The organism is Thauera phenolivorans (assembly GCF_001696715.1).
GTDB lineage: Bacteria > Pseudomonadota > Gammaproteobacteria > Burkholderiales > Rhodocyclaceae > Thauera > Thauera phenolivorans.
Window position 1 is genome coordinate 14366 of the sequence record NZ_MBFM01000006.1, and the last position, 23503, is coordinate 37868.

At 71.5% G+C, this 23503-nt stretch carries 27 protein-coding genes, 1 tRNA gene and 1 riboswitch; of the genes, 23 read left to right on the forward strand and 5 right to left on the reverse strand.

The genetic code is table 11. From position 1 onward, the window contains the following. Positions 1-19: 19 nt before the first annotated feature. Positions 20-123, forward strand: a riboswitch (S-adenosyl-L-homocysteine riboswitch). A 103-nt stretch (positions 124-226) separates the two neighbouring features. The 3 genes from ahcY (at position 227) to metF (ending at position 3431) form a co-directional block, all read left to right on the forward strand. Further along, positions 227-1642: an adenosylhomocysteinase gene (ahcY, locus tag BB334_RS16000; RefSeq protein WP_068809513.1), complete on the forward strand. Its 1416-nt coding sequence runs from the start codon at positions 227-229 to the stop codon at positions 1640-1642. A 95-nt stretch (positions 1643-1737) separates the two neighbouring features. Next, complete coding sequence (locus BB334_RS16005) at positions 1738-2580, forward strand: TlyA family RNA methyltransferase (RefSeq protein WP_068809514.1); 843 nt, start codon at positions 1738-1740, stop codon at positions 2578-2580. A 14-nt stretch (positions 2581-2594) separates the two neighbouring features. Beyond that, positions 2595-3431: a methylenetetrahydrofolate reductase [NAD(P)H] gene (metF, locus tag BB334_RS16010; RefSeq protein ID WP_068809515.1), complete on the forward strand. Its 837-nt coding sequence runs from the start codon at positions 2595-2597 to the stop codon at positions 3429-3431. 7 nt (positions 3432-3438) lie between these two features. Here the strand turns inward: metF and BB334_RS16015 are convergent, their stop codons facing one another. Continuing rightward, positions 3439-4356, reverse strand: coding sequence for a DMT family transporter (locus tag BB334_RS16015; protein ID WP_068809516.1), 918 nt, complete (start codon positions 4354-4356; stop codon positions 3439-3441). Then, positions 4356-5858 (reverse strand): helicase HerA-like C-terminal domain-containing protein, encoded by a 1503-nt coding sequence (locus BB334_RS16020; RefSeq protein ID WP_068809517.1) that lies wholly within the window; start codon positions 5856-5858, stop codon positions 4356-4358. Before BB334_RS16020 ends, BB334_RS16015 begins: the two co-directional genes overlap by 1 nt. Positions 5859-6080: 222 nt before the next feature. On the opposite strand from BB334_RS16020, the gene BB334_RS16025 reads away from it, so the two are divergent. From BB334_RS16025 to BB334_RS16050, 6 genes are all read left to right on the forward strand, one after another. After that, positions 6081-6809, forward strand: a complete 729-nt coding sequence (locus tag BB334_RS16025) for a YebC/PmpR family DNA-binding transcriptional regulator (RefSeq protein WP_068809518.1) — start codon at positions 6081-6083, stop codon at positions 6807-6809. A gap of 42 nt (positions 6810-6851) precedes the next feature. Beyond that, a complete protein-coding gene (locus BB334_RS16030) occupies positions 6852-7169 on the forward strand; it encodes a heavy metal-binding domain-containing protein (RefSeq protein ID WP_068809519.1) in 318 nt (105 codons plus the stop codon). Further along, complete coding sequence (gene ruvC, locus BB334_RS16035; RefSeq protein WP_068809520.1) at positions 7166-7732, forward strand: crossover junction endodeoxyribonuclease RuvC; 567 nt, start codon at positions 7166-7168, stop codon at positions 7730-7732. The genes BB334_RS16030 and ruvC overlap by 4 nt, the downstream gene beginning before the upstream one ends. A 117-nt stretch (positions 7733-7849) precedes the next feature. After that, a tRNA-Lys gene (locus tag BB334_RS16040) sits at positions 7850-7925 on the forward strand. 170 nt (positions 7926-8095) lie between these two features. Then, positions 8096-9010, forward strand: a complete 915-nt coding sequence (gene menA, locus BB334_RS16045; RefSeq protein ID WP_232756762.1) for a 1,4-dihydroxy-2-naphthoate octaprenyltransferase — start codon at positions 8096-8098, stop codon at positions 9008-9010. Positions 9011-9019: 9 nt separating this feature from the next. Next, the gene (locus BB334_RS16050) at positions 9020-9904 is read left to right on the forward strand and encodes a bile acid:sodium symporter family protein (RefSeq protein WP_068809521.1); all 885 of its coding nucleotides are present in this window, start codon (positions 9020-9022) and stop codon (positions 9902-9904) included. 13 nt (positions 9905-9917) lie between these two features. Here the strand turns inward: BB334_RS16050 and BB334_RS16055 are convergent, their stop codons facing one another. Further along, complete coding sequence (locus BB334_RS16055; protein ID WP_068809522.1) at positions 9918-10829, reverse strand: MerR family transcriptional regulator; 912 nt, start codon at positions 10827-10829, stop codon at positions 9918-9920. 94 nt (positions 10830-10923) lie between these two features. On the opposite strand from BB334_RS16055, the gene BB334_RS16060 reads away from it, so the two are divergent. From BB334_RS16060 to BB334_RS16100, 9 genes are all read left to right on the forward strand, one after another. Beyond that, the gene (locus BB334_RS16060) at positions 10924-11157 is read left to right on the forward strand and encodes a hypothetical protein (protein ID WP_068809523.1); all 234 of its coding nucleotides are present in this window, start codon (positions 10924-10926) and stop codon (positions 11155-11157) included. 73 nt (positions 11158-11230) lie between these two features. Then, the gene (locus BB334_RS16065) at positions 11231-12622 is read left to right on the forward strand and encodes an NAD(P)/FAD-dependent oxidoreductase (protein ID WP_083200470.1); all 1392 of its coding nucleotides are present in this window, start codon (positions 11231-11233) and stop codon (positions 12620-12622) included. Next, complete coding sequence (locus BB334_RS16070) at positions 12622-13407, forward strand: DUF1365 domain-containing protein (protein ID WP_068809688.1); 786 nt, start codon at positions 12622-12624, stop codon at positions 13405-13407. Before BB334_RS16065 ends, BB334_RS16070 begins: the two co-directional genes overlap by 1 nt. After that, entirely contained in the window at positions 13407-14657 is a 1251-nt protein-coding gene (locus BB334_RS16075) for an SAM-dependent methyltransferase (protein ID WP_068809524.1), read from the forward strand. The genes BB334_RS16070 and BB334_RS16075 overlap by 1 nt, the downstream gene beginning before the upstream one ends. After that, complete coding sequence (locus BB334_RS16080) at positions 14654-15229, forward strand: chalcone isomerase family protein (RefSeq protein WP_068809525.1); 576 nt, start codon at positions 14654-14656, stop codon at positions 15227-15229. Before BB334_RS16075 ends, BB334_RS16080 begins: the two co-directional genes overlap by 4 nt. Beyond that, the gene (locus BB334_RS16085) at positions 15226-16548 is read left to right on the forward strand and encodes an MFS transporter (RefSeq protein ID WP_068809526.1); all 1323 of its coding nucleotides are present in this window, start codon (positions 15226-15228) and stop codon (positions 16546-16548) included. Before BB334_RS16080 ends, BB334_RS16085 begins: the two co-directional genes overlap by 4 nt. Continuing rightward, positions 16545-17075, forward strand: coding sequence for a DUF3833 domain-containing protein (locus tag BB334_RS16090; RefSeq protein WP_068809527.1), 531 nt, complete (start codon positions 16545-16547; stop codon positions 17073-17075). Before BB334_RS16085 ends, BB334_RS16090 begins: the two co-directional genes overlap by 4 nt. Then, a complete protein-coding gene (locus tag BB334_RS16095) occupies positions 17075-17890 on the forward strand; it encodes an SDR family NAD(P)-dependent oxidoreductase (RefSeq protein ID WP_068809528.1) in 816 nt (271 codons plus the stop codon). The genes BB334_RS16090 and BB334_RS16095 overlap by 1 nt, the downstream gene beginning before the upstream one ends. After that, the gene (locus BB334_RS16100) at positions 17887-18351 is read left to right on the forward strand and encodes a nuclear transport factor 2 family protein (protein ID WP_232756763.1); all 465 of its coding nucleotides are present in this window, start codon (positions 17887-17889) and stop codon (positions 18349-18351) included. Before BB334_RS16095 ends, BB334_RS16100 begins: the two co-directional genes overlap by 4 nt. A 166-nt stretch (positions 18352-18517) precedes the next feature. On the opposite strand, the gene BB334_RS16105 is transcribed toward BB334_RS16100, so the two are convergent. Together BB334_RS16105 and BB334_RS18265 are read right to left on the reverse strand one after the other, a co-directional pair. Beyond that, the gene (locus tag BB334_RS16105) at positions 18518-19456 is read right to left on the reverse strand and encodes a glycerophosphodiester phosphodiesterase (protein WP_068809529.1); all 939 of its coding nucleotides are present in this window, start codon (positions 19454-19456) and stop codon (positions 18518-18520) included. 124 nt (positions 19457-19580) lie between these two features. Then, a complete protein-coding gene (locus BB334_RS18265) occupies positions 19581-20162 on the reverse strand; it encodes a phasin family protein (RefSeq protein ID WP_068809530.1) in 582 nt (193 codons plus the stop codon). A gap of 234 nt (positions 20163-20396) precedes the next feature. On the opposite strand from BB334_RS18265, the gene BB334_RS16115 reads away from it, so the two are divergent. The 5 genes from BB334_RS16115 to BB334_RS16135 form a co-directional block, all read left to right on the forward strand. Beyond that, positions 20397-21482 carry a VanZ family protein gene (locus BB334_RS16115; RefSeq protein ID WP_068809531.1) on the forward strand — a complete coding sequence of 362 codons (1086 nt, stop codon included), beginning with the start codon at positions 20397-20399 and terminating at the stop codon, positions 21480-21482. Between the two features lie 25 nt (positions 21483-21507). Next, entirely contained in the window at positions 21508-21831 is a 324-nt protein-coding gene (locus BB334_RS16120) for a (2Fe-2S) ferredoxin domain-containing protein (protein WP_068809532.1), read from the forward strand. Beyond that, entirely contained in the window at positions 21828-22490 is a 663-nt protein-coding gene (locus tag BB334_RS16125; RefSeq protein ID WP_068809533.1) for an alpha/beta hydrolase, read from the forward strand. The genes BB334_RS16120 and BB334_RS16125 overlap by 4 nt, the downstream gene beginning before the upstream one ends. A 25-nt stretch (positions 22491-22515) precedes the next feature. Continuing rightward, positions 22516-23226, forward strand: a complete 711-nt coding sequence (locus BB334_RS16130) for a hypothetical protein (protein WP_068809534.1) — start codon at positions 22516-22518, stop codon at positions 23224-23226. Continuing rightward, on the forward strand, positions 23226-23503 hold a 278-nt coding region (locus tag BB334_RS16135; protein WP_198531278.1), incomplete at its 3' end, for a hypothetical protein. The genes BB334_RS16130 and BB334_RS16135, both read left to right, overlap by 1 nt.

Consider the following 23503-nt stretch of genomic DNA (forward strand, 5'->3'; position numbering starts at 1 on the left):
CGCGGTATATAATCGAGAACTTTCCGAGGAGCGCTGCGAGGCGCCGGCTGCCGAGGCAGCCACGGCCCCCAGGCTCGGAACCCGCCAACACGGCGGGCAGCAGCACAACGGCGCTCACCTGCTTTCATTCTCAACCCTGCCGGGTTCGGGATGTCGGGTGAGCAAGCCGCGCGGTCCATGACGACCGCCCTCCCCCTCCCTTCCCGGCCATAGCATGGAGCTTCACATGACCGCTGTGGCTGACCAGAAGTTTACCGACTACGTCGTCGCCGACCTCGCGCTTGCCGACTGGGGGCGCAAGGAAATCCGCATCGCCGAGACCGAGATGCCCGGCCTGATGGCGATCCGCGAGGAATACGCCGCCAGCCAGCCGCTGCAGGGCGCACGCATCACCGGCTCGCTGCACATGACGATCCAGACCGCGGTGCTGATCGAGACGCTGACCGCGCTCGGCGCCGAGGTGCGCTGGGCCTCGTGCAACATCTATTCGACCCAGGACCACGCCGCCGCCGCGATCGCCGCCGACCGCATTCCGGTGTTCGCGGTGAAGGGCGAATCGCTGAAGGACTACTGGGACTACACCCACCGCATCTTCGACTGGCCCGATGGGGGTTACTCGAACATGATCCTCGACGACGGCGGCGACGCCACCCTGCTGCTGCACCTCGGCGCGCGCGCGGAAGCCGACGCCTCGGTGCTCGCCAAGCCGGGTTCCGAGGAGGAAACCGTGCTGTTCGCCGCGATCAAGGCGAAGCTCGCGCAGGACCCCGCCTGGTATTCGACCCGCCTCGCGCAGATCAAGGGCGTGACCGAGGAGACCACCACCGGCGTGCATCGCCTGTATCAGATGCACGCCCGCGGCGAACTCAAGTTCCCGGCGATCAACGTCAACGATTCGGTCACCAAGTCGAAGTTCGACAACCTGTACGGCTGCCGCGAGTCGCTGGTCGACGGCATCAAGCGCGCCACCGACGTCATGGTGGCGGGCAAGGTCGCGCTGGTGTGCGGCTACGGCGACGTCGGCAAGGGCTCGGCCCAGGCCCTGCGCGCGCTGTCGGCCCAGGTCTGGGTGACCGAGGTCGACCCGATCTGCGCGCTGCAGGCGGCGATGGAGGGCTATCGCGTGGTGACGATGGACTACGCGGCCGACAAGGCCGACATCTTCGTCACCGCCACCGGCAACTACCACGTGATCACCCACGACCACATGGCGAAGATGAAGGACCAGGCGATCGTCTGCAACATCGGCCACTTCGACAACGAGATCGACGTCGCCGGCATCGAGGGCTACGACTGGGAGGAGATCAAGCCGCAGGTCGATCACGTCATCTTCCCGGACGGCAAGCGCATCATCCTGCTCGCCAAGGGCCGCCTGGTGAACCTCGGCTGTGCCACCGGCCACCCGAGCTACGTGATGTCGAGCTCGTTCGCGAACCAGACGATCGCGCAGATCGAGCTGTTCCAACACACCGACAAGTACCCGGTGGGCGTCTACACCCTGCCCAAGCACCTCGACGAGAAGGTCGCCCGCCTGCAGCTGAAGAAGCTCAACGCCGAGCTCTCGGTGCTGACGCCCGAGCAGGCCGCTTACATCGGCGTGCCGGTAGAGGGGCCGTACAAGTCGGAACAGTACCGCTACTGACCGGTGGCACCTGCGGCAGGAGCGCAGCCCTCTGCGCGATAGGCGGCGGTGCCTGCGAGCTGCATCGATACCGGCAAAAGACGATCGTCACGTATATGAGCATGAACTCCTTCCACGCCCGCCAGGGCAAGCCGAAACCGGCGGCGCACGCCAAAGGCCCGGCGGACCGCCACGGCCTGCTGCGCGTCGACCAGCTGCTGGTGGCGCAGGGACTGGCGCCCTCGCGCACCGCGGCGCGTGCGCTGATCGAGGCCGGCCGCGTCACCCATGCGGGCGAGCCGGTCGCCAAACCGGCGCTCGAGCTGCCGCCCGACGCCCGCCTCGCGGTGAGGCCGGACGACAGCGACCGCTTCGTGTCGCGCGGCGCGCTCAAGCTGGAGGGCGCGCTCGCGCGCAGCCGGCTCGACGTGCGCGGCATCGGCGCGCTCGACATCGGCCAGTCCACCGGCGGCTTCAGCGACTGCCTGCTGCAGGCGGGGGCGGCGAAGGTGGTCGGGGTCGAGGTCGGCCGCGACCAGCTCCATCCGCGCCTGCGCAACGATCCGCGCTGCGTGACCCTCGAGGGTGTCAACGCCCGCGCGCTGACCGCCGCCGATCTCGGCAACCACTTTCCGCCGGGCGGCTTCGAGCTCATCGTATGCGACGCCAGCTTCATCTCGCTCAGCCTGCTGCTGCCGCAGTGGCCGGCGCTGCTCGCGCCCGGCGGCCATGTGCTGGCGCTGGTGAAGCCGCAGTTCGAAGTCGGCCCCCAGGGCATCGGCAAGGGCGGCATCGTGCGCGACCCCGCGCTCTACGCCGAGGTCGAGGCGAAGCTGCGCGCGGCCGCGCGCGCCGCCGGGCTGCGCATCCTCGACTGGTTCGATTCGCCGATCGCCGGCGGCGACGGCAACCGCGAATTCTTCTTCCACGGCATCCGCGCGACGGACGCCGCCACCTGAACCCGGAACCCCCCATGAGCAAGACCGAACTCTCGATCGAATTCTTCCCGCCGACGACGCCGGAGGGCACGGCAAAGCTGCGCGCCACCCGCGAGAAGCTCGCCGAACTCAAGCCGGCGTTCTTTTCCGTGACCTACGGCGCCGGCGGCTCCACCCGCGAGCGCACCTTCGCCACGGTGAAGGAGATCGCCGCCAGTGGCTGCGAGGCCGCGCCCCACCTGTCGTGCATCGGCTCCACCCGCGAGGGCATCCGCGCAATCCTGCAGGAATATGCCGACGCCGGCATCCGCCGCATCGTCGCCCTGCGCGGCGACCTGCCCTCGGGCGTGGGCGACCCGGGTGAGTTCCGCTACGCCAACGAGTTGGTGGAGTTCATCCGCCGCGAGACCGGCGACCGCTTCCGCATCGAGGTCGCCGCCTATCCGGAATGGCATCCGCAGGCGCGGAGCCCGCGCGACGATCTGCTCGCCTTCAAGCGCAAGGCCGACGCCGGCGCCGATTCGGCGATCACCCAGTACTTCTACAACCTCGACGCCTACCTGCACTTCGTCGATGCGGCACGCCGCCTCGGGGTGAACATCCCGATCGTGCCGGGCATCATGCCGGTCGGCACCTTCTCCAAGCTGGCGCGCTTCTCGGATGCCTGCGGCGCCGAGATCCCGCGCTGGATGCGCAAGACCTTCGAGAGCTACGGCGACGACAGCGCCTCGGTGCGCGCCTTCGGCCTCGACGTGGTAACCCGGCTGTGCGAGCAGCTGATCGCCGCCGGCGCCCCCGGCCTGCACTTCTACAGCATGAACCAGGCCGGCCTCACCACCGAGATCTGCCGCCGCCTCGGCCTCGACCGCTGAGCGCCGCTCAGGCGGGCTTGCGCGCCATCACGAGCACGCCGCCGACCACCATCGCGGTGCCGATGAGCTGGATCGCACCGACCGGTTCGTCGAGCAGCAGCCAGCCGAGCAGGATGGTGGAAGCGGGGCCGATCGAGCCGGTGAGCGACACCGGCCCGGCGCCGAGGCGGCGGATCGCCTCCGACACCAGCCACACCGGAGCCACCGTGCTCACCACCGCCATCGCCAGCGACAGGCCATACACCTGCCAGGGCTGGGCGAGCAGCAGCGCCGGCTCGCGCAGCGCGAAGAACTGCGCGATCGCGCCGAGGCAGGCGAAGCTGGTGGCATAGGCGGAGAAGCGGGTGGCGCCGGTGCGCCCCACCACCTCGCCGTTGCCCATCAGGTAGATCGCGAAGGCGACCGCGCTGCCGAACACCAGCAGGCTGCCGAGCGCGACCTCGCCCGCGCCGCCGCCGGCGAAGCGGAAGTCGTGGCCGAGCGCGACCGCGATGCCGAGGTAGCACAGCGCGAGCGCCGCCCCCATCCGCTTCGTGATCGGCTTGCCGAGGAAGAGCGCCGAGGCCACGATGACCAGGGTCGGGTAGGTGTAGAGGATCAGGCGCTCGAGGGTGGCCGAGATGTACCTGAGGCCGAGGAAGTCGAGATAGCTCGCGAAGTAATAGCCGATCAGGCCGAGGACCAGCATCCAGCCCCAGTCGCGCGCGGCGATCGGCGCCGCCGCGCGCCGGCTCGCCACCACGCCCATGGCGAGGAAGAAGGGCAGCGAGAAGCCCATGCGCAGCGCGAGCAGGGTTTCCGCATCTACGCCGTGGCGATAGGCGAGCTTGACCAGGATCGCCTTGAAGGAGAAGCCGATCGCGCCCAGCAGCGCGAAGGCGAGGCCGACGCCCCTGCCGCCGCCCTCCGCGCCGGGGGCCCGCATCAGCGCCGGCTGCTGCCGCCGAGCAGGGAGCCGAGCAGGCCGCGGACGATCTGGCGGCCGATCGAGCTGCCGATGGTGCGGGTGACCGTCTTCGCCGCGATCTGCATCAGGCCGTCACGCTTGCCGCCGCGCGGACCGGTGGAGCCGAACAGGATGTCGTTGAGGCCGCCGCCGTCCTGCTGCGGCGCCTCGGCGGCCCTCGCCTCGGCACGCGTGGCCGCCGCGTCCGCCTGGGCGCGCAGCATCTCGTAGGCCGACTCGCGATCCACTTCCTTCTCGTAGTGGCCGTAGATCAGCGAGCCCCGGACGATCGCGTCGCGCTCGGCCTCGGTGAGCGGGCCGAGGCGGGAGTCGGGCGCGATCACGAAGCAGCGCTCGGTGATCTGCGGCCGGCCCTTGTCGTCGAGGAAGGAGATCAGCGCCTCGCCCACGCCGAGCTCGGTGATCGCGGCGACGGCGTCGAACGCGGGATTCGGCCGCATCGTGTCGGCGGCGGTCTTCACCGCCTTCTGGTCGCGCGGGGTGAAGGCGCGCAGCGCGTGCTGCACCCGGTTGCCGAGCTGGCCGAGCACCGCATCCGGCACGTCGAGCGGGTTCTGGGTGACGAAATAGACGCCCACCCCCTTGGAGCGGATCAGGCGCACCACCTGCTCCACCTTGTCGAGCAAGGCCTTGGGGGCGTCGTCGAACAGCAGGTGGGCCTCGTCGAAGAAGAACACCATCTTCGGCTTGTCCGGGTCGCCCACCTCGGGCAGCTGCTCGAAGAGCTCCGACAGCAGCCACAGCAGGAAGGTGGAGTAGAGCTTGGGCGAGTGGTAGAGCTTTTCCGCGGCGAGCACGTTGATCACGCCGCGGCCCTCGGCATCGCACTGCATGAGGTCGGCGATGTCGAGCATCGGCTCGCCGAAGAAGACGTCGCCGCCCTGTTCCTCGAGTCCGAGCAGGTTGCGCTGGATCGCGCCGATCGAGGCGGCGGAGATGTTGCCGTACTCGGTGGTGAAGTTCTTCGCGTTCTCGCCCACGTACTGCACCATCGCGCGCAGGTCCTTGAGGTCGAGCAGCAGCATGCCGTTGTCGTCGGCGATGCGGAACACCAGCTGCATCACCCCGGTCTGGGTGTCGTTGAGGTTGAGCAGGCGGGCGAGCAGGTAGGGGCCCATGTCGGAGATCGTGGCCCGCACCGGGTGGCCCTTCTCGCCGTACACGTCCCAGAACACGGTGGTGTTGGCGCGCGGCGCGTAGTCGGTGATGCCGATCGCCGCCAGGCGCTCGAGCAGCTTGGGCGAGGCGGTGCCGGCGGCGGCGATGCCGGAGAGGTCGCCCTTGATGTCGGCGACGAACACCGGAACGCCGATATTGGCGAAGGACTCCGCCATCTTCTGCAGGGTCACCGTCTTGCCGGTGCCGGTGGCGCCGGTGATCAGGCCGTGGCGGTTGGCCAGGCGCGGCAGCAGGTGGAGCTCGTGCGCGGCGTTCTTCGCAATCAGCATCGCTTGGGTCATCTCGTCACCGTCATTCGTGGGCATGCCGCCGAGTTTATCAGGGCGCCCCGCAGGCGGCGACGCAGCGGTCGTAGCCGGCCTCGCAGCCGGCGCGGTCGCCTGCGGCACGCCTGCAAGATGGCGTGCTCGCCCCGCGAATCTACCAGAGCCCCCGGGGCAAGGCCCGCCCCCGGGTTGTATAATGCGCGACTTTCAATCGCTTACGGCAGCATCGAGGGGTTTATGGCTGGTCATTCCAAGTGGGCAAACATTCAGCACCGCAAGGGTCGTCAGGACGAGAAGCGCGGCGCGGCCTTCTCCAAAATCGCCAAGGAAATCACCGTGGCCGCCAAGATGGGCGGCGGCGACCCCGGCTTCAACCCGCGCCTGCGCCTGGCGGTCGACAAGGGCAAGGCGATCAACATGCCCAGGGACAAGATCGACAACGCGATCAAGAAGGGCACCGGCGAACTCGAGGGCGTGAGCTACGAGGAGGCGCGCTACGAGGGCTACGGCATCGGCGGTTCGGCGGTGATGGTCGACTGCCTCACCGACAACAAGACCCGCACCGTCGCCGACGTGCGCCACGCCTTCTCAAAGTACGGCGGCAACATGGGCACCGACGGCTGCGTCGCGTTCCAGTTCAAGCACTGCGGCCAGCTGATGTTCTCCCCCGGCACCGACGAGGACGCGCTGATGGAAGCCGCGCTCGAGGCCGGCGCCGAGGACGTCATCACCAACGACGACGGCTCGATCGAGGTCGTCACCGGGCCGTGGGAATTCACCGCGGTGAGGGAGGCGCTCGAGCAGGCCGGTTTCACCGCCGAGTTCGGCGAGGTGACGATGAAGCCGCAGAACGAGACCGAGCTCGAGGGCGAGGACGCGGCGCGCATGCAGAAGCTGCTCGACGCGCTCGAGGCGCTCGACGACGTGCAGGAGGTGTACACCTCCGCGGTGTTCGACGACGAATGAGCGCGGGTTAGAATTCCGCTCACATCCCAAGGAGGCAAGACCATGCTGCTCACCACCACCACCGTCGTCGAAGGCAAGCCTGTTCGCGACTACCTCGGCGTCGTCAACGGTGAGGCGATCATCGGCGCCAACCTGTTCAAGGACATGTTCGCCTCGATCCGCAACGTGGTCGGCGGCCGCGCCGGCAGCTACGAGCGCACCCTGTCCAACGCCCGCCGCATCGCGATGGACGAGATGGCGGCCGAGGCGAAGCGGCTCGGCGCCAACGCGGTGATCGGCATCGACGTCGACTACGAGGTCCTCGGCACCGACAACGGCATGCTGATGGTTTGCGTGAGCGGCACCGCGGTAAAGGTTTGAACCCTTCCGGCTTCGGCGGCGCCGCCGCGAGCGGCGTCGCCACCCGCATCCTCGGCCTCGACCCCGGCCTGCGGATTACCGGCTTCGGCCTCATCGACAGCCTCGGCAGCCAGCTGCGCTATGTGGCCAGCGGCTGCATCAAGACCCGCGACGGCGAGCTCCCCGGCCGTCTCAAGACCCTCCTCGACGGCGTGCGCGAGGTCATCGCCACCTACCGGCCCGACGTGGTGGCGGTGGAGAAGGTCTTCGTCAACGTCAATCCCCAATCCACCCTGCTGCTCGGCCAGGCGCGCGGCGCGGTGATCTGCGGCGCGGTGGCGTGCGAGCTGCCCGTCACCGAATACACCGCGCTGCAGGTCAAGCAGTCGGTGGTGGGCTACGGCAAGGCGCACAAGGAGCAGGTGCAGGACATGGTGCAGCGCCTGCTGCGCCTCGACGCCAGCCCCGGCGCCGACGCCGCCGACGCGCTCGCCTGTGCGATCTGCCACGCCCACGGCAGCCACGGCTTCGGCGGTCTCGCCGGCGTGGGCGCCCGCCGCCGCGGCGGCCGCGCGCTCGGCTGAGACCGGCGCACGCGCGAAGAATTTTTTTGGCGCAGGCCTTGCGCGCGCCGGCGGCGCTCGGTATTATTCGCGCCTTCTCGATCGGCCAGCGACATCGCCGATCCGCCGCAAGGCAACGGGGGTATAGCTCAGTTGGTAGAGCAGCTGACTCTTAATCAGTAGGTCCTAGGTTCGAATCCTAGTGCCCCCACCAACGAATTCAAGCATTTGGGCCAATCCGCGAGGGTTGGCCCTTTTGCTTTGAGGCGCCCGGCGGGCGAGCGACCCGCGCGCGTCACATGCGCGTGCGACAATCCGCGCAAAAAAAAGCGAGTCCGACCCCATGTCAGAGAAACCCCTTCCTGCCACCTGCCGGGGTGGCGCTTGAGCACCCACGCCCTGCCACCGCGACCGGCCGCCCCGATCGTGTGGTGGACCGCGATCCGGCCGCGCACGCTCGGCATGTCGCTCGCGCCGGTGGTGCTCGGCAGCGCGCTCGCGCTCGCCGAGAGCGGCGCGCTCGACTGGCTGGTGCTGCTGGCCACGCTCGCCTGCGCCGCGCTGATCCAGATCGGCACCAACCTCTACAACGACGCGATCGATTTCGAGCGCGGCACCGACCGCCCCGACCGCAAGGGCCCGCTGCGGGTGACCCTCGCGGGCTGGGCGAGCGCGGGCGAGGTCAAGCGCGGCGCGCTGTTGTGCCTGCTGCTCGCGCTGCTGCTCGGCGCCTACCTGTGCACCGTCGGCGGCCTGCCGATCCTCGCCATCGGCATCGCCTCGCTGCTCGCGGGCTGGGCCTATTCGGGCGGCCCCTGGCCGATCTCGCATTCGCCCTTCGGCGAGCTCTTCGTGCTGCTGTTCTTCGGCGTGCTCGCGGTGCTCGGGAGCCACTGGCTGCAGTCGCGCACGCTCGACCATCTCGACGTGCTCGCCGGGGTGGCGGTCGGCGCGCCGGCGGCGGCGGTGCTGCTGGTGAACAACTTCCGCGACCGCGAAAGCGACCTGCGCGGCGGCCGCCGCACGCTTGCGTCGCTGCTCGGCCCGCGGCGCGCCTGGCTGGTGTTTGCGCTGCTGGTGCTCGCGCCGCTCGCGGCCCTGGTGGCGATCGGCCTCGGCGGCCACCCCGGCGCCGTGCTCGGGCTGGTGTGCGCGCCGACGATGCTGGCGCTCGCGCGCCGCTTCCGCACCGCGCCCGGCGCGGCGGCACTGAACGCGGTGCTGGTCGACACCGCGCGCGCCGGCACCCGTGCCGGCCTGCTGGCGGCGGCGGGCATCGTCGGCCTCGCCGTGCTCTAGACCGAAACGATGATCACCGACGTCCTGCTCCCCGCGGCACTCGCCTTCATCATGTTCTCGGTCGGTCTGGCGCTGAAGGCGGAGGACTTCCGCGAGGTGTTCCTGCGCCCCGGGCCGCTGCTGATCGGTCTGTGCGGCCAGCTCCTGCTCGTGCCCTGCGCGGCCCTGCTCACCGCGCTCGCCTTCGGGCTGCCCCCGGCGCTCGCGGTGGGGCTGCTGATCCTGGCCGCCTGCCCGGGCGGCGCCAGCTCGGGCTTCCTCACCCATCTCGCCGGCGGCAACGCCGCGCTCTCGCTCAGCCTGACGGTGATCAGCAGCCTCGCCGCGCTGCTCAGCTTCCCGCTGCTGGTGCAAGTGGTGCTGGCCGACTTCGGCGGCGGCGCGCTCGCCGGCGGCGCGCTGCAGCTCGCCGCGCTGCCGGTCGAGCGGCTGATCGGCAGCGTGCTGGTGGTGACCACCCTGCCGATCGTCGCCGGCATGCTGCTGCGGCACAAGGCGCCGGCCTTCACCCGCCGCCGGGAAGCGGCGATCGGCCGCATCGCCACCTGGTTCTTCGCCGCGATCGTGGCCGGCACCTTCGCCTCCCACCAGCACACCATCCTCGACAACCTGCTCGCGGTCGGTCCGGCCGCGCTCACGCTCAACCTCGCTGCGATGGGCGGCGGCTATGCGCTGGTGAGGCTGGCCCGCGCCGCGCCGCGCGACGCGGTCGCGGTGGCGATGGAGTGCGGGCTGCAGAACGCCGGGCTGGCGATCTTCGTCGCGCTCGTGCTGCTGCGCCAGCCGGCGCTCGCGGTGGCGGCGGTGGTTTATGCGCTGACGATGAACTTCGGCGCGCTCGGCCTGGTGTTCGCCGCGAAGCGGCGCGCGATGCGGGTCGAATTCGCCCGCTGAGCCGGCTCGCCCTTCAGTCCGCAGCCGCCGCGCGCCACTCGCGCAGCGCCGCCAGCGTGTCGGCCAGATCCTCGACCACGCGCACGCCCGGCAGGCGCTTCTGCCTGCCCTTCAGCGCCGCGCCGCCGGCCCAGATCGCGATCGACGCGGGCAGCATCGCGCGCAGCTCGAGCAGGCCGTCGAGCGCCTGCCGCCACGGATAGGCGGCGCTGAAGGAGAGGCCGACGACGTCGAAGCCGCCGCCCACCGCCGCCTCGCGCAGGTCCACGATCGGCGTGCGCGCCCCGAGCGACAGGCAGTCCGCGCCCTCGGGCGCCAGCGTCGCCTCGACCATCAGCAGGCCGAGGGTGTGCACCTCGTCGGGAAAGGTCGACAACAGCACGCGCGGCGGCGCGCCGGTACCGGCATAGGCGCCGATCGCCGCGCGCAGCACGTTCTGCACCTGCTCGGTATATAGGTGCTCCTCGGCAACTTCGATCTCGCCGCGCATCCACGCTTCGCCGATCGCCTGGTTGAGCGGCGCGATCGTGTCGGCGACGAAGCCCTGCAAGCCCTGTCGCAGCAGCGCCTGGCGCAGTGCTGCGGCGAGCTCCGCGCTGCGATGCAGGCGGACGTACTGCAGCAAGGGGCAGGGGACGGGCGTCGCCCCGGCACCGGCCTCACCCTCCACGATCAGCGCGCGCAATTCCTCGACATCCGCGCCGACGACCTTCGCCGGCCGCCGCCCCTGGTCGAGCAGGCGGCGCACCAGGCGAAGCTTCTCCACCTGCGCCGCGGGATAGAGGCGCTCGCCGTTGGCGTCGCGCATCGGCGCGGGAAAGCCGTAGCGGCGCTCCCACACCCGCAGCGTGTCCTTCGCCACGCCGGTGTCGCGCTCCACCGCGGAAATGCCGAGGGCGCCTTCGAGTTCGGGAGCTTCGTTCATTTCTGTCCTGGACAAAGTTGAAATTTGGGCTTGACGGCCGCGTTCACGACCCCTATCTTAGGAACACCAGACAACTTTGTCCAGGACGAACGCGATGAACTCGACAGATCTCCAGACCTACATGCGTCCCGCGACGACCGCCGGAATGGCCCTGTCCTTGCTTGCGTTCGGCGCCTTCGCCGGCAGCCTGGACGGGCGCGCGACGGCGATCGCTGCCACCCCCAAGCCGGCCACATCTGTCCAGGACAATCTGGACAGCAGCCGGCTGGAGGCGAAGCTCTTCCTGCACCGCCCGGGCTTCGTCGCCACCGCGGGCGCCACGCGCTGACGATGACCAAGCGCCCCTGGCCCCGTCCATTCCATTTCGCCCAGCCCCGCCCCAACCGCTCAGGACCGACCCGATGAACGCCCCCGACCCCCTCACCCTCCACGGCCTGCCGCCCGGCCGGCACCCACTCGCCGGCGTCGAGCGTCGGGACGGCGCGCGCCGGATCGCGGTGATCGGCGGCGGCATCGCCGGGCTCGGCGCGGCCTGGCTGCTGTCGCCGCAGCACCGGGTGACGCTTTTCGAGGCCGGCGACTACGTCGGCGGCCACACCAACACGATCGACGTCACCGTCGAGGGCCGCAGCCACCCGATCGACACCGGCTTCCTGGTCTTCAATCGCCGTACCTATCCCAACCTGTGCGCGCTGTTCGAACGCCTCGGCGTGAGCTCGGTGGCGAGCGAGATGAGCTTCGGCGTCAGCCTCGCCGATCCCGCGATCGAATGGGCGGGCGCGGATCTCTCCACCGTGTTCGCCCAGCGTCGCAACCTGCTGCGCCCCGCCTTTCACGGCATGCTCGCCGACATCCTGCGCTTCAACCGCGAGACCACGCGCATGGCCGCCGGCGGCGACACCCCGGCGCTGAGCCTCGGCGAGTATCTCGCCGCCGGGCGCTACGGCGAGGCCTTCTGCCACTGGTACCTGCTGCCGATGGCGGCGGCGATCTGGTCCTGCCCGACGCGCACCATGCTCGACTATCCGCTCGCCACCTTCGTGCGCTTCTGCCACAACCACGGCCTGCTGCAGATCCTCGACCGCCCGCAGTGGCTGACGGTGAAGGGCGGCGGCCGCGAGTACGTGCGCCGCATCGTCGCCGCGCTCGACGACGTGCGCGTCGCCACCCCGGTGCTCGGCGTGGACCGCCGCGCCGACGGCGTGTGGCTGCGCAGCCGCAATCGCCTGGAGCGCTTCGACGAAGTGGTGTTCGCCTGCCACAGCGACCAGACCCTGGCCCTGCTCGGCGCCGGCGCGAGCGCCGACGAGCGCCGCATCCTCGGCGCGGTGCGCTACCAGCCCAACCTCGCCCTGGTGCACACCGATCCGGCGCTGCTGCCGCGCCGGCGCAAGGTGTGGTCGGCGTGGAACTACCTCGCCGGCGCCGGCCGCGCCGACGACCGCCCGGTGTCGGTGAGCTACCTGATCAACCGTCTGCAGCCGCTGCCCTTCGAGACCCCGGTGGTGGTGTCGCTGAATCCCTTCACCGAGCCCGCGGCCGACAAGCTGCTCGCCCGCATCGAGTATTCGCATCCGGTGTTCGACCAGGCGGCGATCGCGGCGCAGGCCGCGTTGCCACAGATCCAGGGCCGGCAGCGCAGCTGGTTCGCCGGCGCGTGGACCGCCTACGGCTTCCACGAGGACGGGTTGAAGTCGGCGGTCGCGGTGGCGGCGGCGCTCGGCTGCGAGATCCCGTGGGCGCCTGCGCCGGCAACTCCGACCGCCGCCCCGGCGCTGCGCGAGGCGGCGTGATGAGTACGTACGGCGCTGATCCGCGCCTCGCGCCCGCCGCCTGCTTCGGCGCGGTGATGCACGAACGCCACGTGCAGGCGGACAATCGCTTCGTCTATCCGGCGGCCTTCCTGCGCCTGCCGCTGTCGCGCCTCGACGCCCTGCGCGTGCCGCTGCTCGGCATCGACCGCCGCAACCTGTTCGCCGTCCTCAGCCGCGACCATGGCGCGCGCGACGGATCGCCGCTGCTGCCCTGGCTGCGCGCGCTGCTCGCCGAACGCGGCCTGGCCGCCGCCTGCGACGGCGAGGTGATGCTGCAGACCATGCCGCGCGTGCTCGGCTTCGTGTTCAACCCGGTCAGCTTCTGGTTCTGCCACGACCGCGGCGGCGCGCTGCGGGTGGTCCTCGCCGAGGTCAACAACACCTTCGGCGAACGCCACAACTACCTGGTGCACCACCCCGACCTCGCCCCCATCCTCCCCGGCGAGGCGCTGGTGGCGCGCAAGGTCTTCCACGTCTCGCCCTTCTTCCCGGTGGGCGGCGAATACCGCTTCCGCTTCGAGGGCCGCGGTGCGGTGCATGCGGTAGCGATCGACCTCTGGGACGGCGGCGTGCGCCAGCTCAGCACCCGGCTGTCGGGGCGCGCCGAGCCGCTCGACGGCCGCGCGATGGCGAAGTGGCTGCTGCGCCACCCCTTCATGACCCTGGGCGTGATCGCCCGCATTCACTGGCAGGCGCTGCGCCTTGCCGTGCGGCGCGCGCGCTTCCACCGCAAGCCCGCGCCCCCGCTCGAGGAGACCACCTGATGAACGCCCTGGACCACAGCCTGCAGCCCGCGCTGCAAACTCTCGCCAGTCTCGGCCGCGCCCGCCTGCCACGCGCCACCCGGCTCGCGCTCGAGCTGCTCGACGGCCTCGAGGGCGGCGCCCTCGTCGTCGAGCTACCCGACGGCATGCAGCTGCGCGCCGGCCATGGCGCGCTGGTCGCCCATCTGCGGGTGCGCGACCACGCCGCCTTCGACCAGGCCCTCGCGCACGGCGACATCGGCTTCGCCGAGGCCTGGATCGACGGCCACTGGGACACCGGGGACCTCACCGGCCTGCTGCGCCTGCTCTCGCGCAACCGCGCCGCCCTCGGCAGCGCGATCCACGGCCGCATGTTCCGCCTGCTCGGCCACCGCCTCGCCCACCTGCTGCGCGCCAACACCCGCAGCGGCGCGCGGCGCAACATCGAGGCCCATTACGACCTCGGCAACGATTTCTACGCGCTCTGGCTGGACCGCACGATGAGCTACTCGGCGGCGGTGTTCGCGGGCGCGGACGACAGCCTCGAGGACGCCCAGCTGCGCAAGTACCGCCGCGTTCTCGACGCGCTCGACGCCCGCCCGGGCCAGACCATCCTCGAGATCGGCTGCGGCTGGGGCGGCTTCGCCGAGGTGGCCGCCACCGAGTACGGCTGCCAGGTGCTGGGCCTGACGCTGTCGCCCGCCCAGCTCGAGTTCGCGCAGGCACGCGCCGAGCGCGGCGGCTTCGCCCGCCAGGTGGAGTTCGCCCTGTGCGACTACCGCGACGTGCGCGGGCAGTACGACCATATCGTGTCGATCGAGATGATCGAGGCGGTCGGCGAGCGCTTCTGGCCCGGCTATTTCGCCCAGCTCGCCGCGCGCCTGAAGCCCGGCGGGCGCTGCATGGTGCAGGCGATCACGATCGCCGACGCGCTGTTCGCCCGCTACCGCCGCGGCACCGACTTCATCCAGCGCCACGTCTTCCCCGGCGGCATGCTGCCCTGCCCGGCCGAGGTCCGCCGTCAGGCCGCCGGCGCCGGCCTCGCGCTCGCCGGCGACTTCGCCTTCGGCCGCGACTACGCGCGCACCCTGGCGCACTGGCACGAGCGCTTCACCGCGCGGCTCGACGCGGTGAAGGCGCAGGGCTTCGACGAGCGCTTCGTGCGCAAGTGGCGCTTCTACCTCTCGTATTGCGAGGCCGGCTTCGACAGTGGCGACATCGACGTCCATCACTACCTCCTCACCCACGCCGGCGGAGGCGGCGAGCGATGAACGCCCGGCGCGCCGCCGCGTGGCGCCTGCCCGCCCTGCTGATGCTGGCGATCGGCCTGCTGCTGCCCGCGCTCGCCGCGGCGCGCAGCCTGCCGCCGGCGGTGGAGACGCTCGCCGGGCCGCTGCGCTTGGCGGGCGAAGGCGAGATGCGCTGGTTCGGGCTCAAGCTCTACGACGCCGCGCTCTGGGTCGAGCCGGAGGTCGAGCCGGTCGCTGCCACCCGCAGCGCCGGCCACGCGCTGGCGTTGCGCTACGCGCGCGCGATCGACGCCGGGCGCCTGGTCGACACCAGCATCGACGAGATGCGCCGCATCGGCGGCCACGACGAGGCCAGTCTCGCGCGCTGGCGCACCCAGCTGATGCAGGCCCTGCCTTCGGTGGCGGCGGGCGACACCCTCGTCGGCCTGCACCGCCCGGGGCGCGGCGCGAGCTTCTGGCACGAGGGCCGGCTCACCGCCCACGTCGACGATCCCGCGCTGGCCCGCGCCTTCTTCGCCATCTGGCTCGATGCGCGGACCCGCGCACCGGCGCTGCGTGCCCGCCTGCTCGGGCTGGACGGCGCGTCGCGATGACACCGGCGTCGCTGCCCCGTCCCGCCCTCGTCGCCTACGGCGCGCTCGGCCTGCCGCTGGCCTTCGCCGCGCTGCCGCTCTATGTGCACGTGCCGCGGCTCTACGCCGGCGAGGCCGGCTTGTCGCTGGCGGCGGTGGGCGCGGTGCTGCTCGCCGCGCGCATCGTCGACGCGGTCACCGACCCGCTGCTCGGCTGGGCGAGCGACCGCCTCGCCGGCCGCCGCCGCACCATCCTCGCCGCGACCGTGCTGCTCGGCGCCAGCCTGCCGCTGCTGCTGTCGCCGCCCGCCGGCGCCGGCGCCGCCTGGCTGTTCGGGCTGCTCGTGCTGGTCTCGATCGGCTACTCGGCGGCAACCATCGCGCACAACGCCTGGGGCGCCGAGCTGGCACCGACGCCGGATGCGCGCACCCGGGTGGTGGCCAGCCGCGAGGCCTTCGCCCTCGCCGGCGTGCTGCTCGCGGCGGCGCTGCCCGCCCTGCTCGCCGCCGGCGATGGCGAGGCCGCCGGCCTGGCGCGGCTGGGCTGGCTTTTCCTGCCCTTGCTCGTGCTGGCCGGTGCCTGGACCCTGCTCGGCGCGCCGCCCTCGCCGCCGCGCGCGGTGCAGCGCCCTGCGCCGCTCGCGAGCCTGGCCGGGGCGCTGCGCGATGCGGCCTTCGTCCGCCTGCTCGCGGTGTTCGCCGTTAATGGCATCGCGGCGGCCGTGCCCTCGGCGACCGTGCTGTTCTTCGTCGCCGACGTGCTGCGGGCCGACGCCCAGGCGGCAGGCCTCTTCCTCGTGCTGTACTTCCTCGCCGCCGCCGCCAGCCTGCCGCTGTGGGTCGCGCTGTCGCGGCGGATCGGCAAGCTGCGGGCCTGGCTCGCGGGCATGCTGCTCGCGGTCGCGGTGTTCGCCTGGGCGGCGCTGCTCGGCAGCGGCGAGCTCGCCGCCTTCGCGGCGATCTGCCTGCTCTCGGGCGTCGCGCTCGGCGCCGACCTCAGCCTGCCGCCCTCGATGCTCGCCGACCTGATCGCCGCGCCCGCGCCACCGGCGCGCGCCGGCATGCGGGCGGGCGCCTGCTTCGGCTGGTGGAGCTTCGTCACCAAGGCCAACCTTGCGCTCGCCGCCGGCACCGCGCTGCCGCTGCTCGCGGCCCTCGGCTACGCGCCGGGCGCGCGCGAACCGGCGGCGCTCGCGGCGCTGGCGGCGGTGTATGGCGTGCTGCCGGTGGTGCTGAAACTGGCCGCCGCGCTGCTGCTGTGGACCTGGCGCGCGCGGCTGGCGCCGCCGCTTCCCATTCACCCTGCGGCTGCGGCCGCCCTGCGGGAGATCCGCTCGTGAAACGACTTCTTTTACTGATTGCCGGCCTGATCGGGCTGGCGGGGTGCGCTTCGGTGGATATCGACAAATATCGCGGCCAGACGCCGGTGCTCGAGCTGCGCGACTACTTCGACGGCACGCTCGACGGCCATGGCGTGTTTCAGGACCGCTCGGGCGAGGTGGTCAGACGCTTCCATGTGCGGATCGACGCGAGCTGGGCGGGCGAGGTCGGCACCCTCGACGAGCATTTCACCTATTCCGACGGCAGCACCCAGCGCCGGGTGTGGACGATCACCCGCCTCGGCGAGGGTCGCTACGTCGGGCGCGCCGACGACGTCGTCGGCGAGGCGCGCGGCGAGGCCGCCGGCAACGCGCTGCGCTGGCGCTACGTGCTCGCGCTGCCGGTCGATGGCAAGGTCTACAAGGTCGATTTCGACGACTGGATGTTCCTCATGGACGATCGGGTGATGCTCAACCGCTCGTCCATGAGCAAGTGGGGCTTCCGGCTCGGCGAGCTCACCCTGAGCTTCTACAAGCGGGGCGGGTGATGGGCGCGCTCGCCGCCCTGCTGCGCCCGCCGAACGCGCCGATCCGCGGCTGGCGTGGGCGCCGGGTGTGGATCGTCGGCGCCTCGAGCGGCATCGGCGCCGCGCTCGCGCGCACGCTCGCCGCGCGCGGTGCGCGGCTGGCGCTGTCTGCGCGCGGCCGCGAGGCGCTCGAGAAGGTCGCCGCCGACTGCGGCGCGGCCATGGATGGCGAGCCGGCGCTGGTCGAGCCCCTGGACCTGACCCGGGCGGAGGACTTCGCTGCGGTGCGCGACCGCCTGCTCGCGCGCTGGGGCGGGCTCGACCTCGTGGTGCTCAACGCCGGCACCTACCGGCCGCTGCGCGCCTGGGAGCTCACGCCGGCGGCGATCCGCGACACGGTCAACACCAACCTGATCGGTCCGATGGACGCGGTCGCCGCGCTGGCGCCGACGCTGTGCGCCCAGGGCGAAGGCGCGATCGCGCTGGTCGGCAGCGTCGCCGGCTACGGCGGACTGCCGAAGGCGACGGTGTACGGTCCGTCGAAGGCGGCGCTGGCCAACTTCGCCGAGACCCTGCACCTCGATCTCGCCCCGCGCGGGGTCTCGGTGTTCCTCATCAGCCCCGGCTTCGTCGCCACCCCGCTCACCGCCGCCAACGACTTCCACATGCCCGCGCTGCAGACCCCGGCGCAGGCGGCGGAGGCAATCGTCGCCGGCTTCGCGCGCGGCGCCTTCGAGATCCACTTCCCGCGGCGCTTCACCATGGTGCTGCGGCTGCTGCGCTGGCTGCCGCGCCGGCTGTATTTCCCGCTGGTGCGCAAGGTGACCGGGCTGTGAGCGCGCCGGCCGGCCGCGACGATGCCGCCGCGAACATCGACTGCCGCGCCGGGGTCGACGCCCTGGTGCGCTTCTACGAGACGCTGTCGCCCGACGCGCTCGCGCACATCGGCGAGATCTACGCCGCCGACGCGCACTTTGCCGACCCCTTCAACGCGGTGCGCGGCAGGGAGGCGATCGCGCGCATCTTCGCCCACATGTTCGCCACCGTCGATGCGCCGCGCTTCGTCGTCACCGGGCGCTTCGTCGACCGCGACCGGGCGATGCTCGCGTGGGACTTCCACCTGCGGCTGCGCGGGCGCGACACCCTGATCCGTGGCGCCACCGAGCTGCGCTTCGATGCCGACGGCCGGGTCGTGGAGCACCGCGACCACTGGGACCCGGCGGCGGGGATCTACGAGCGCCTGCCGCTGCTCGGCGCGCCGCTGCGCTGGCTGCGAACGCGGCTGGCGGCGCGCTGAACCGACGCCGCGCCAGATCGCCGGCCTGCGCTAGCGCGTGCCCCGGCCGCCACAGACGGCGAACACCTCGCACAATGCCGGGCCCATGAAGGCATCGGCCCGGATGATCAGCACCCTGTGGCCGGCGAGCATTCCCGTGCGCATGTGGACGCCTTTCAAGGTGATTTCAGCCGTCCGCGGCGAACGGGAAGCGATTCGGATAGTCGGTGATGATGCCGCTGACCCCCGCCCGGCACAGCGCCTCCATCTGCACGGGATCGTTGCAGGTCCACACGAAGACCATGCCGCCGGCGGCGCGTACTTGGTCGATGCCGCGCGTGTCGAGGCGGCCGCTCACCGAGCCGAAGCCGAGCGAATCGCCCTCGCCATGGCAGCAGGGATGGTAGGCGTCGGCGTCGAGCAGGCGCAGGTAGTCCGCCGGGCGCGCCAGCCGCTCGCCGGTGAGGACGCCGGTGGCGATCTCGTCATCGAGCGCACGCAGGGCGAGCAACTGCTCGTGGTCGAAGGACGACACCAGCACGCTGCGCGCCAGCCCGGCGGCGCGCACCCGCTCGACGACGGCGGCCGCCACGCCCTCGTAGAGGCGCGGGATGGACTTGATCTCGATGTTCAGCATGAGGTCGCAGCGCCGCGCCCGCGCCAGCACCTCGGCCAGGGTGGGGATGCGGATGTCGCCGGCGGCGAGGCGCAGCCGCTCCGCCGCGGGCAGGTGGCGCGCCAGCTCGGCCTCGCCGAGCGTGCGCAGGAAGGCCTGGCGACGGGCGGCGGGCAGCGCGAGCTCGCGCGCATGCCAGCTGCCGGCATCCAGCGTGCGCAGCTCGGCGGCGTCGAAATCCGAGATGAAATCGTCGGCGCGCCCCGGGTAGCGCGCCGCGACGTCGGTGCAGCGGCCGAGGCGGTCGTCGTGATGGACGACCAGCTCGCCGTCGCGCGCGGGATGGACGTCGAGCTCGACCATCGCGCAGCCGAGCGCGGCCGCCTTCTCGAAGGCGGGGAGCGTGTTCTCGGGGGCGAAGGCGCGCGCGCCGCGGTGGCCGACGACGATCGTGCGTCCCGCCGCCAGCGGGTGGCCGGAAGGCGACAGCAGGGTGCGGGGAGAAAGCATGCGGGCGGAAACGGTCTGGGGGCGGACTTCGATTCTAGTTCGCCGACCGCGTTCGCAAAGAAGGGGCCCTCGCGGGCCCCTTCTTTGCGCTACGTCAGGCGTGCGACGCGCGCCCTGTCCTTGTTCAGGCAGCGACCTTCAGCGCGGACACCGCGGCCTGGGTGTTCTTGCTCACGGTCTCGACGGCGACGTCGGTGGCGCTCTTCACGCCGGCCTGAGTGGACTCGGTGACCTGCTTGGCGACCTCGGTGGCAGTCTGGTACACCGAGGTGACGCTGGCGACCGCGCTCTTGAGCGCCTTCACCGCCGCATCGGCGCCGAAGGGCGCGTTCTTGAGCGCACCCTCGAGCGTGGCATTGGCATTGTGCACCAGCACAAGCGCCTCGGCCTCGGCGAGCTTGACGAGGTCCGACTGTGTCTGCGCGGTGATGCCGGCGACGCTGCCGAAGTAGGTCACGGCCTTCTCGAGCGCCGGCGCGATCGCGCCGAGCTGCACCGCGGCGAGGGCCTTCGGGTCCTTCGCGGCGAGCAGCTTGCGGATCAGCTCGGCGCTGTCGTCGATCGTGGCGCGGGTGGCGGCCACGTTGAGGGCGACGAGCTTCTCGGCGGCGGCGAACACGCTGCTGCCGGCGGTGCCGATGGTCTTCAGGTTGGTTTCGAGTTTGGCCTTGCCGGTTTCGACGATCTTTTCGGGGGTGACGCTCATGATGATCTCCTCTGTCAGGGGTGCCACCGCTAAAAGGTTCCGGTGCAGCGCCATGTTGCACTGCACCAAAAAAGGATGCAAGTACTTTTTACAGGCAGGCTCAGGACACCCGCGTGAACTGGCACAATCGGTCCAAGCCCACCCAGTCGACCGCTGTCCGACCATGCCCCGCCCGCTACCGCCCTCTTCTTTCATGCCCTGCCGCGCAACCCTCCGGCCGCGCCCGGCAGCCTCGTGGTGAGCGCCTCGTCCACCTCGCTGGCGCGCAAGCTGGCGCTCGCCTATGCGCTGCTGATCGCCTACGCCTGCCTGCATCCGCTGACCGGCTGGCGCGCCTCCGGCCTGCCGGTCTTCGACTACCTGTTCGCGCCCTGGCCGAAGTACTTCATCCGCGCCGACCTCGTGTTCAACGTCGCCGGCTATCTTCCGTTCGGCTTCGTGCTCGTCGCCGCGCTGCCGTCGCGCTGGGGCGCGGCGCGGCGCGCGGGCATCGCGATCCTGTGCGGCGGTCTGCTCAGCTTCGGCCTCGAGACCGCGCAGAACTTCCTGCCGGCACGGGTGGCGAGCAACATCGACATCGGTGGCAACCTGCTCGGCGCGGCGCTCGGCGCCCTGCTCGGCGTGCGCTGGGGGGCGCGTGTGTTCGCCAGCCACGGCCTGCTGCTGCGTTGGCGCGCGCGCGCCGTGATCCGCGGCCACAGCGGCGACGCCGGGCTGATCCTGCTCGGGCTGTGGCTGCTCGGCCAGCTCAACGTCACCGACCTGCTGTTCGCCACCGGCGACCTGCGCAGCCTGCTCGGTATCCCGCCGCCGCTCAACTTCTACCCGGCGCGCTTCATCGCCTTCGACAGCGCGCTCACGGTGAGCTCGCTGCTCGCGGTCGGCCTGTTCGCACGCTGCATGCTGCGCGACTCCGCAGCCGGCTCGATCCTCATCCTGCTGCTGCTCGGCGTCGGCGCCAAGACGCTCGCCGGCGCCACCTTCTTCGATCCCGCCCAACCGCTGTCCTGGCTGACACCGGGCGCCGCCCGCGGCCTGATGATCGGCCTGCCGGTGCTTGCGCTGACGCTGCTGCTGCCGCGCATCGTGCAGCATGCACTCGCCGGCACCTCGCTGCTGGTGGCCACCGCGCTGGTCAACCTGATCCCGGAGAACCCCTACTTGATGCTCGGCCATCGGCTCAGCAGCTACAGCAACTTCCTGAGCTTCCACGGCCTCACCCAGTTGGTCGACAGCCTGTGGCCCTTCCTCGCCCTCGCCTACCTGTCCGCGCTCGGCCTGTGGCGCGGCGAACACCTCGCCGGCGAGCGCCGCCTATAATCGCCGCAACGATGGAGATCCGCCGATGAGCTATTTCAAGCACCACGTCTTCTTCTGCTGCAACCAGCGCCCCGCCGGCGAGTCGTGCTGCAACGACCACGCCGCCAGCGCGATGCAGACCCACGCCAAGGAACGCATCGCCGCGCTCGGCCTCAAAGGTCAGGGCCAGGTGCGCATCAACAAGGCGGGCTGCCTCGGCCGCTGCGACGACGGCCCGGTGCTGGTGGTCTATCCTGACAACGTCTGGTACACCTACATCGATCAGGAAGACATCGACGAAATCATCGACAGCCACCTTGTGCATGGCCGCATCGTCGAGCGCCTGCGCCTGCCGGAGAACGACGCATGACCCGCCCGCTCCCCACCGAAACCGTGCTGATGCGCGGCCCCGCCGGCCACATCGAGCTGCTGGTCGACAGCCCCGCGGCAGTGCATGGCATCGCGCTGATCTGCCATCCCCACCCGCTATACGGCGGTGCCAACACGAACAAGGTCGCGCATACGCTCGCGCGCAGCTTCCGCGACCTCGGCTACGTCGCGCTGCGTCCCAACTTCCGCGGCGTCGGCCAGAGCGAGGGCGAGCACGACCACGGCGAGGGCGAGACCGAGGACATGCTCACGCTGATCGCGCGCGCCCAGTCGCAATGGGGCAGCCTGCCGCTCGCGCTCGCCGGCTTCTCCTTCGGCGGCTTCGTGCAGACGCGGGTCGCCAACCGGCTCGCCGGCGACCTCGCGCCGCCGCGGCAGATGGTGCTGGTCGGCATGGCCGCCGGCGCCGCCGCCGACGGCGCGCGGCACTACGACACCCCGGCACTGCCCGAGGCCATCCGGCCGCTGATCATCCACGGCGAGAACGACGAGACGGTGGCGCTCGCGAACGTGCTCGACTGGGCGCGACCGCAGGACCTGCCGGTGACCGTCGTCCCCGGCGCCGACCACTTCTTCCACGGCAAGCTGCACGTCATCCGCGAGCTCGTCGCCCGCAACCTGCCGTCGCTGGTGGGCTGAGGCGGCTGCGGGAGGGATCGACGCCATGGCCCGGACGACCGCGACCCTGCCCCTGATCGTGCTCGCGCTGTGCGCCGCCAGCGCGCACGCCGCCGAACCGCTGGTCGCCGAGCTGGTGGGTGAGCGGCTGTTCGAGACCGAGCGCGCCGACGTCGCGGTGAGCGGCTCCGTCGTGGTCGGCGTCGCCACCCGCCGTGCCGGCGGCGGCCGCGCGCTGGCGAAGCTGCAGCTCTCGCCCCGCCCGCTGCCGGACGACGGCCAGGTCTGCCTGACCGTGCTGTCGCGCGACGGCGTGTATTACTCGCGCAACAGCTTTCGGCTGCCGCCCGACAGCGAGGGCGCGACCGTGCGCCTGCCCTATGCGACCACCCGGGCGGCACGCCTGGCCGACTACGGCAGCGAGGACCTCGCGGTGCTGATCACCGCCGGCAGCTGCGAGCAGGGCGACGACCGCGCCTACCTCCTGGCCGACGCCGCTGCGCCACAGCCACCGACCACGATCCGGCTGCTGATCAACTCCTTCGGCGCCACCGACGTCTTCTTCCGCACCGGCTCACCCGTCACCGAGGGCAGCTGCACGGCGATCACCACCGGCCGCCGAACCAGCTTCGACCACTGGTGCGACATCCCCTGGCCGCAGGGCAGCGAGCGGCGCGAGCTCGTCATCGAGCGTGAACGCTACGGACGGGCGATGCCGGTGGTGAGGCTGGCGCTGCCGCTGTTCGCGGGCGACTGATGGACGCCCCGCCCGCCCTCGCCGGGCTGCAGCGCGCCGCCGCCACCGGGGCCGCGCTTTGGAAATTGCTACTGTCGCTCGCCGTCGCCATCGTGCCGCTGGCGGTGATCGCCTTGCTCGTCCTTCTTTGCCTGGCCTGGCTGTCGCCGGCCGGCTGGTATTTCAGCATCCACGCCCGCAGCGCGGTGGCGGCACTGGAGCTGCCACAGGCGCTGGAGACCAGCTGGCGCATCGAGGGCGCGACGCTGTGCGCCACGCAGGATCTGTCGGCGCTGCC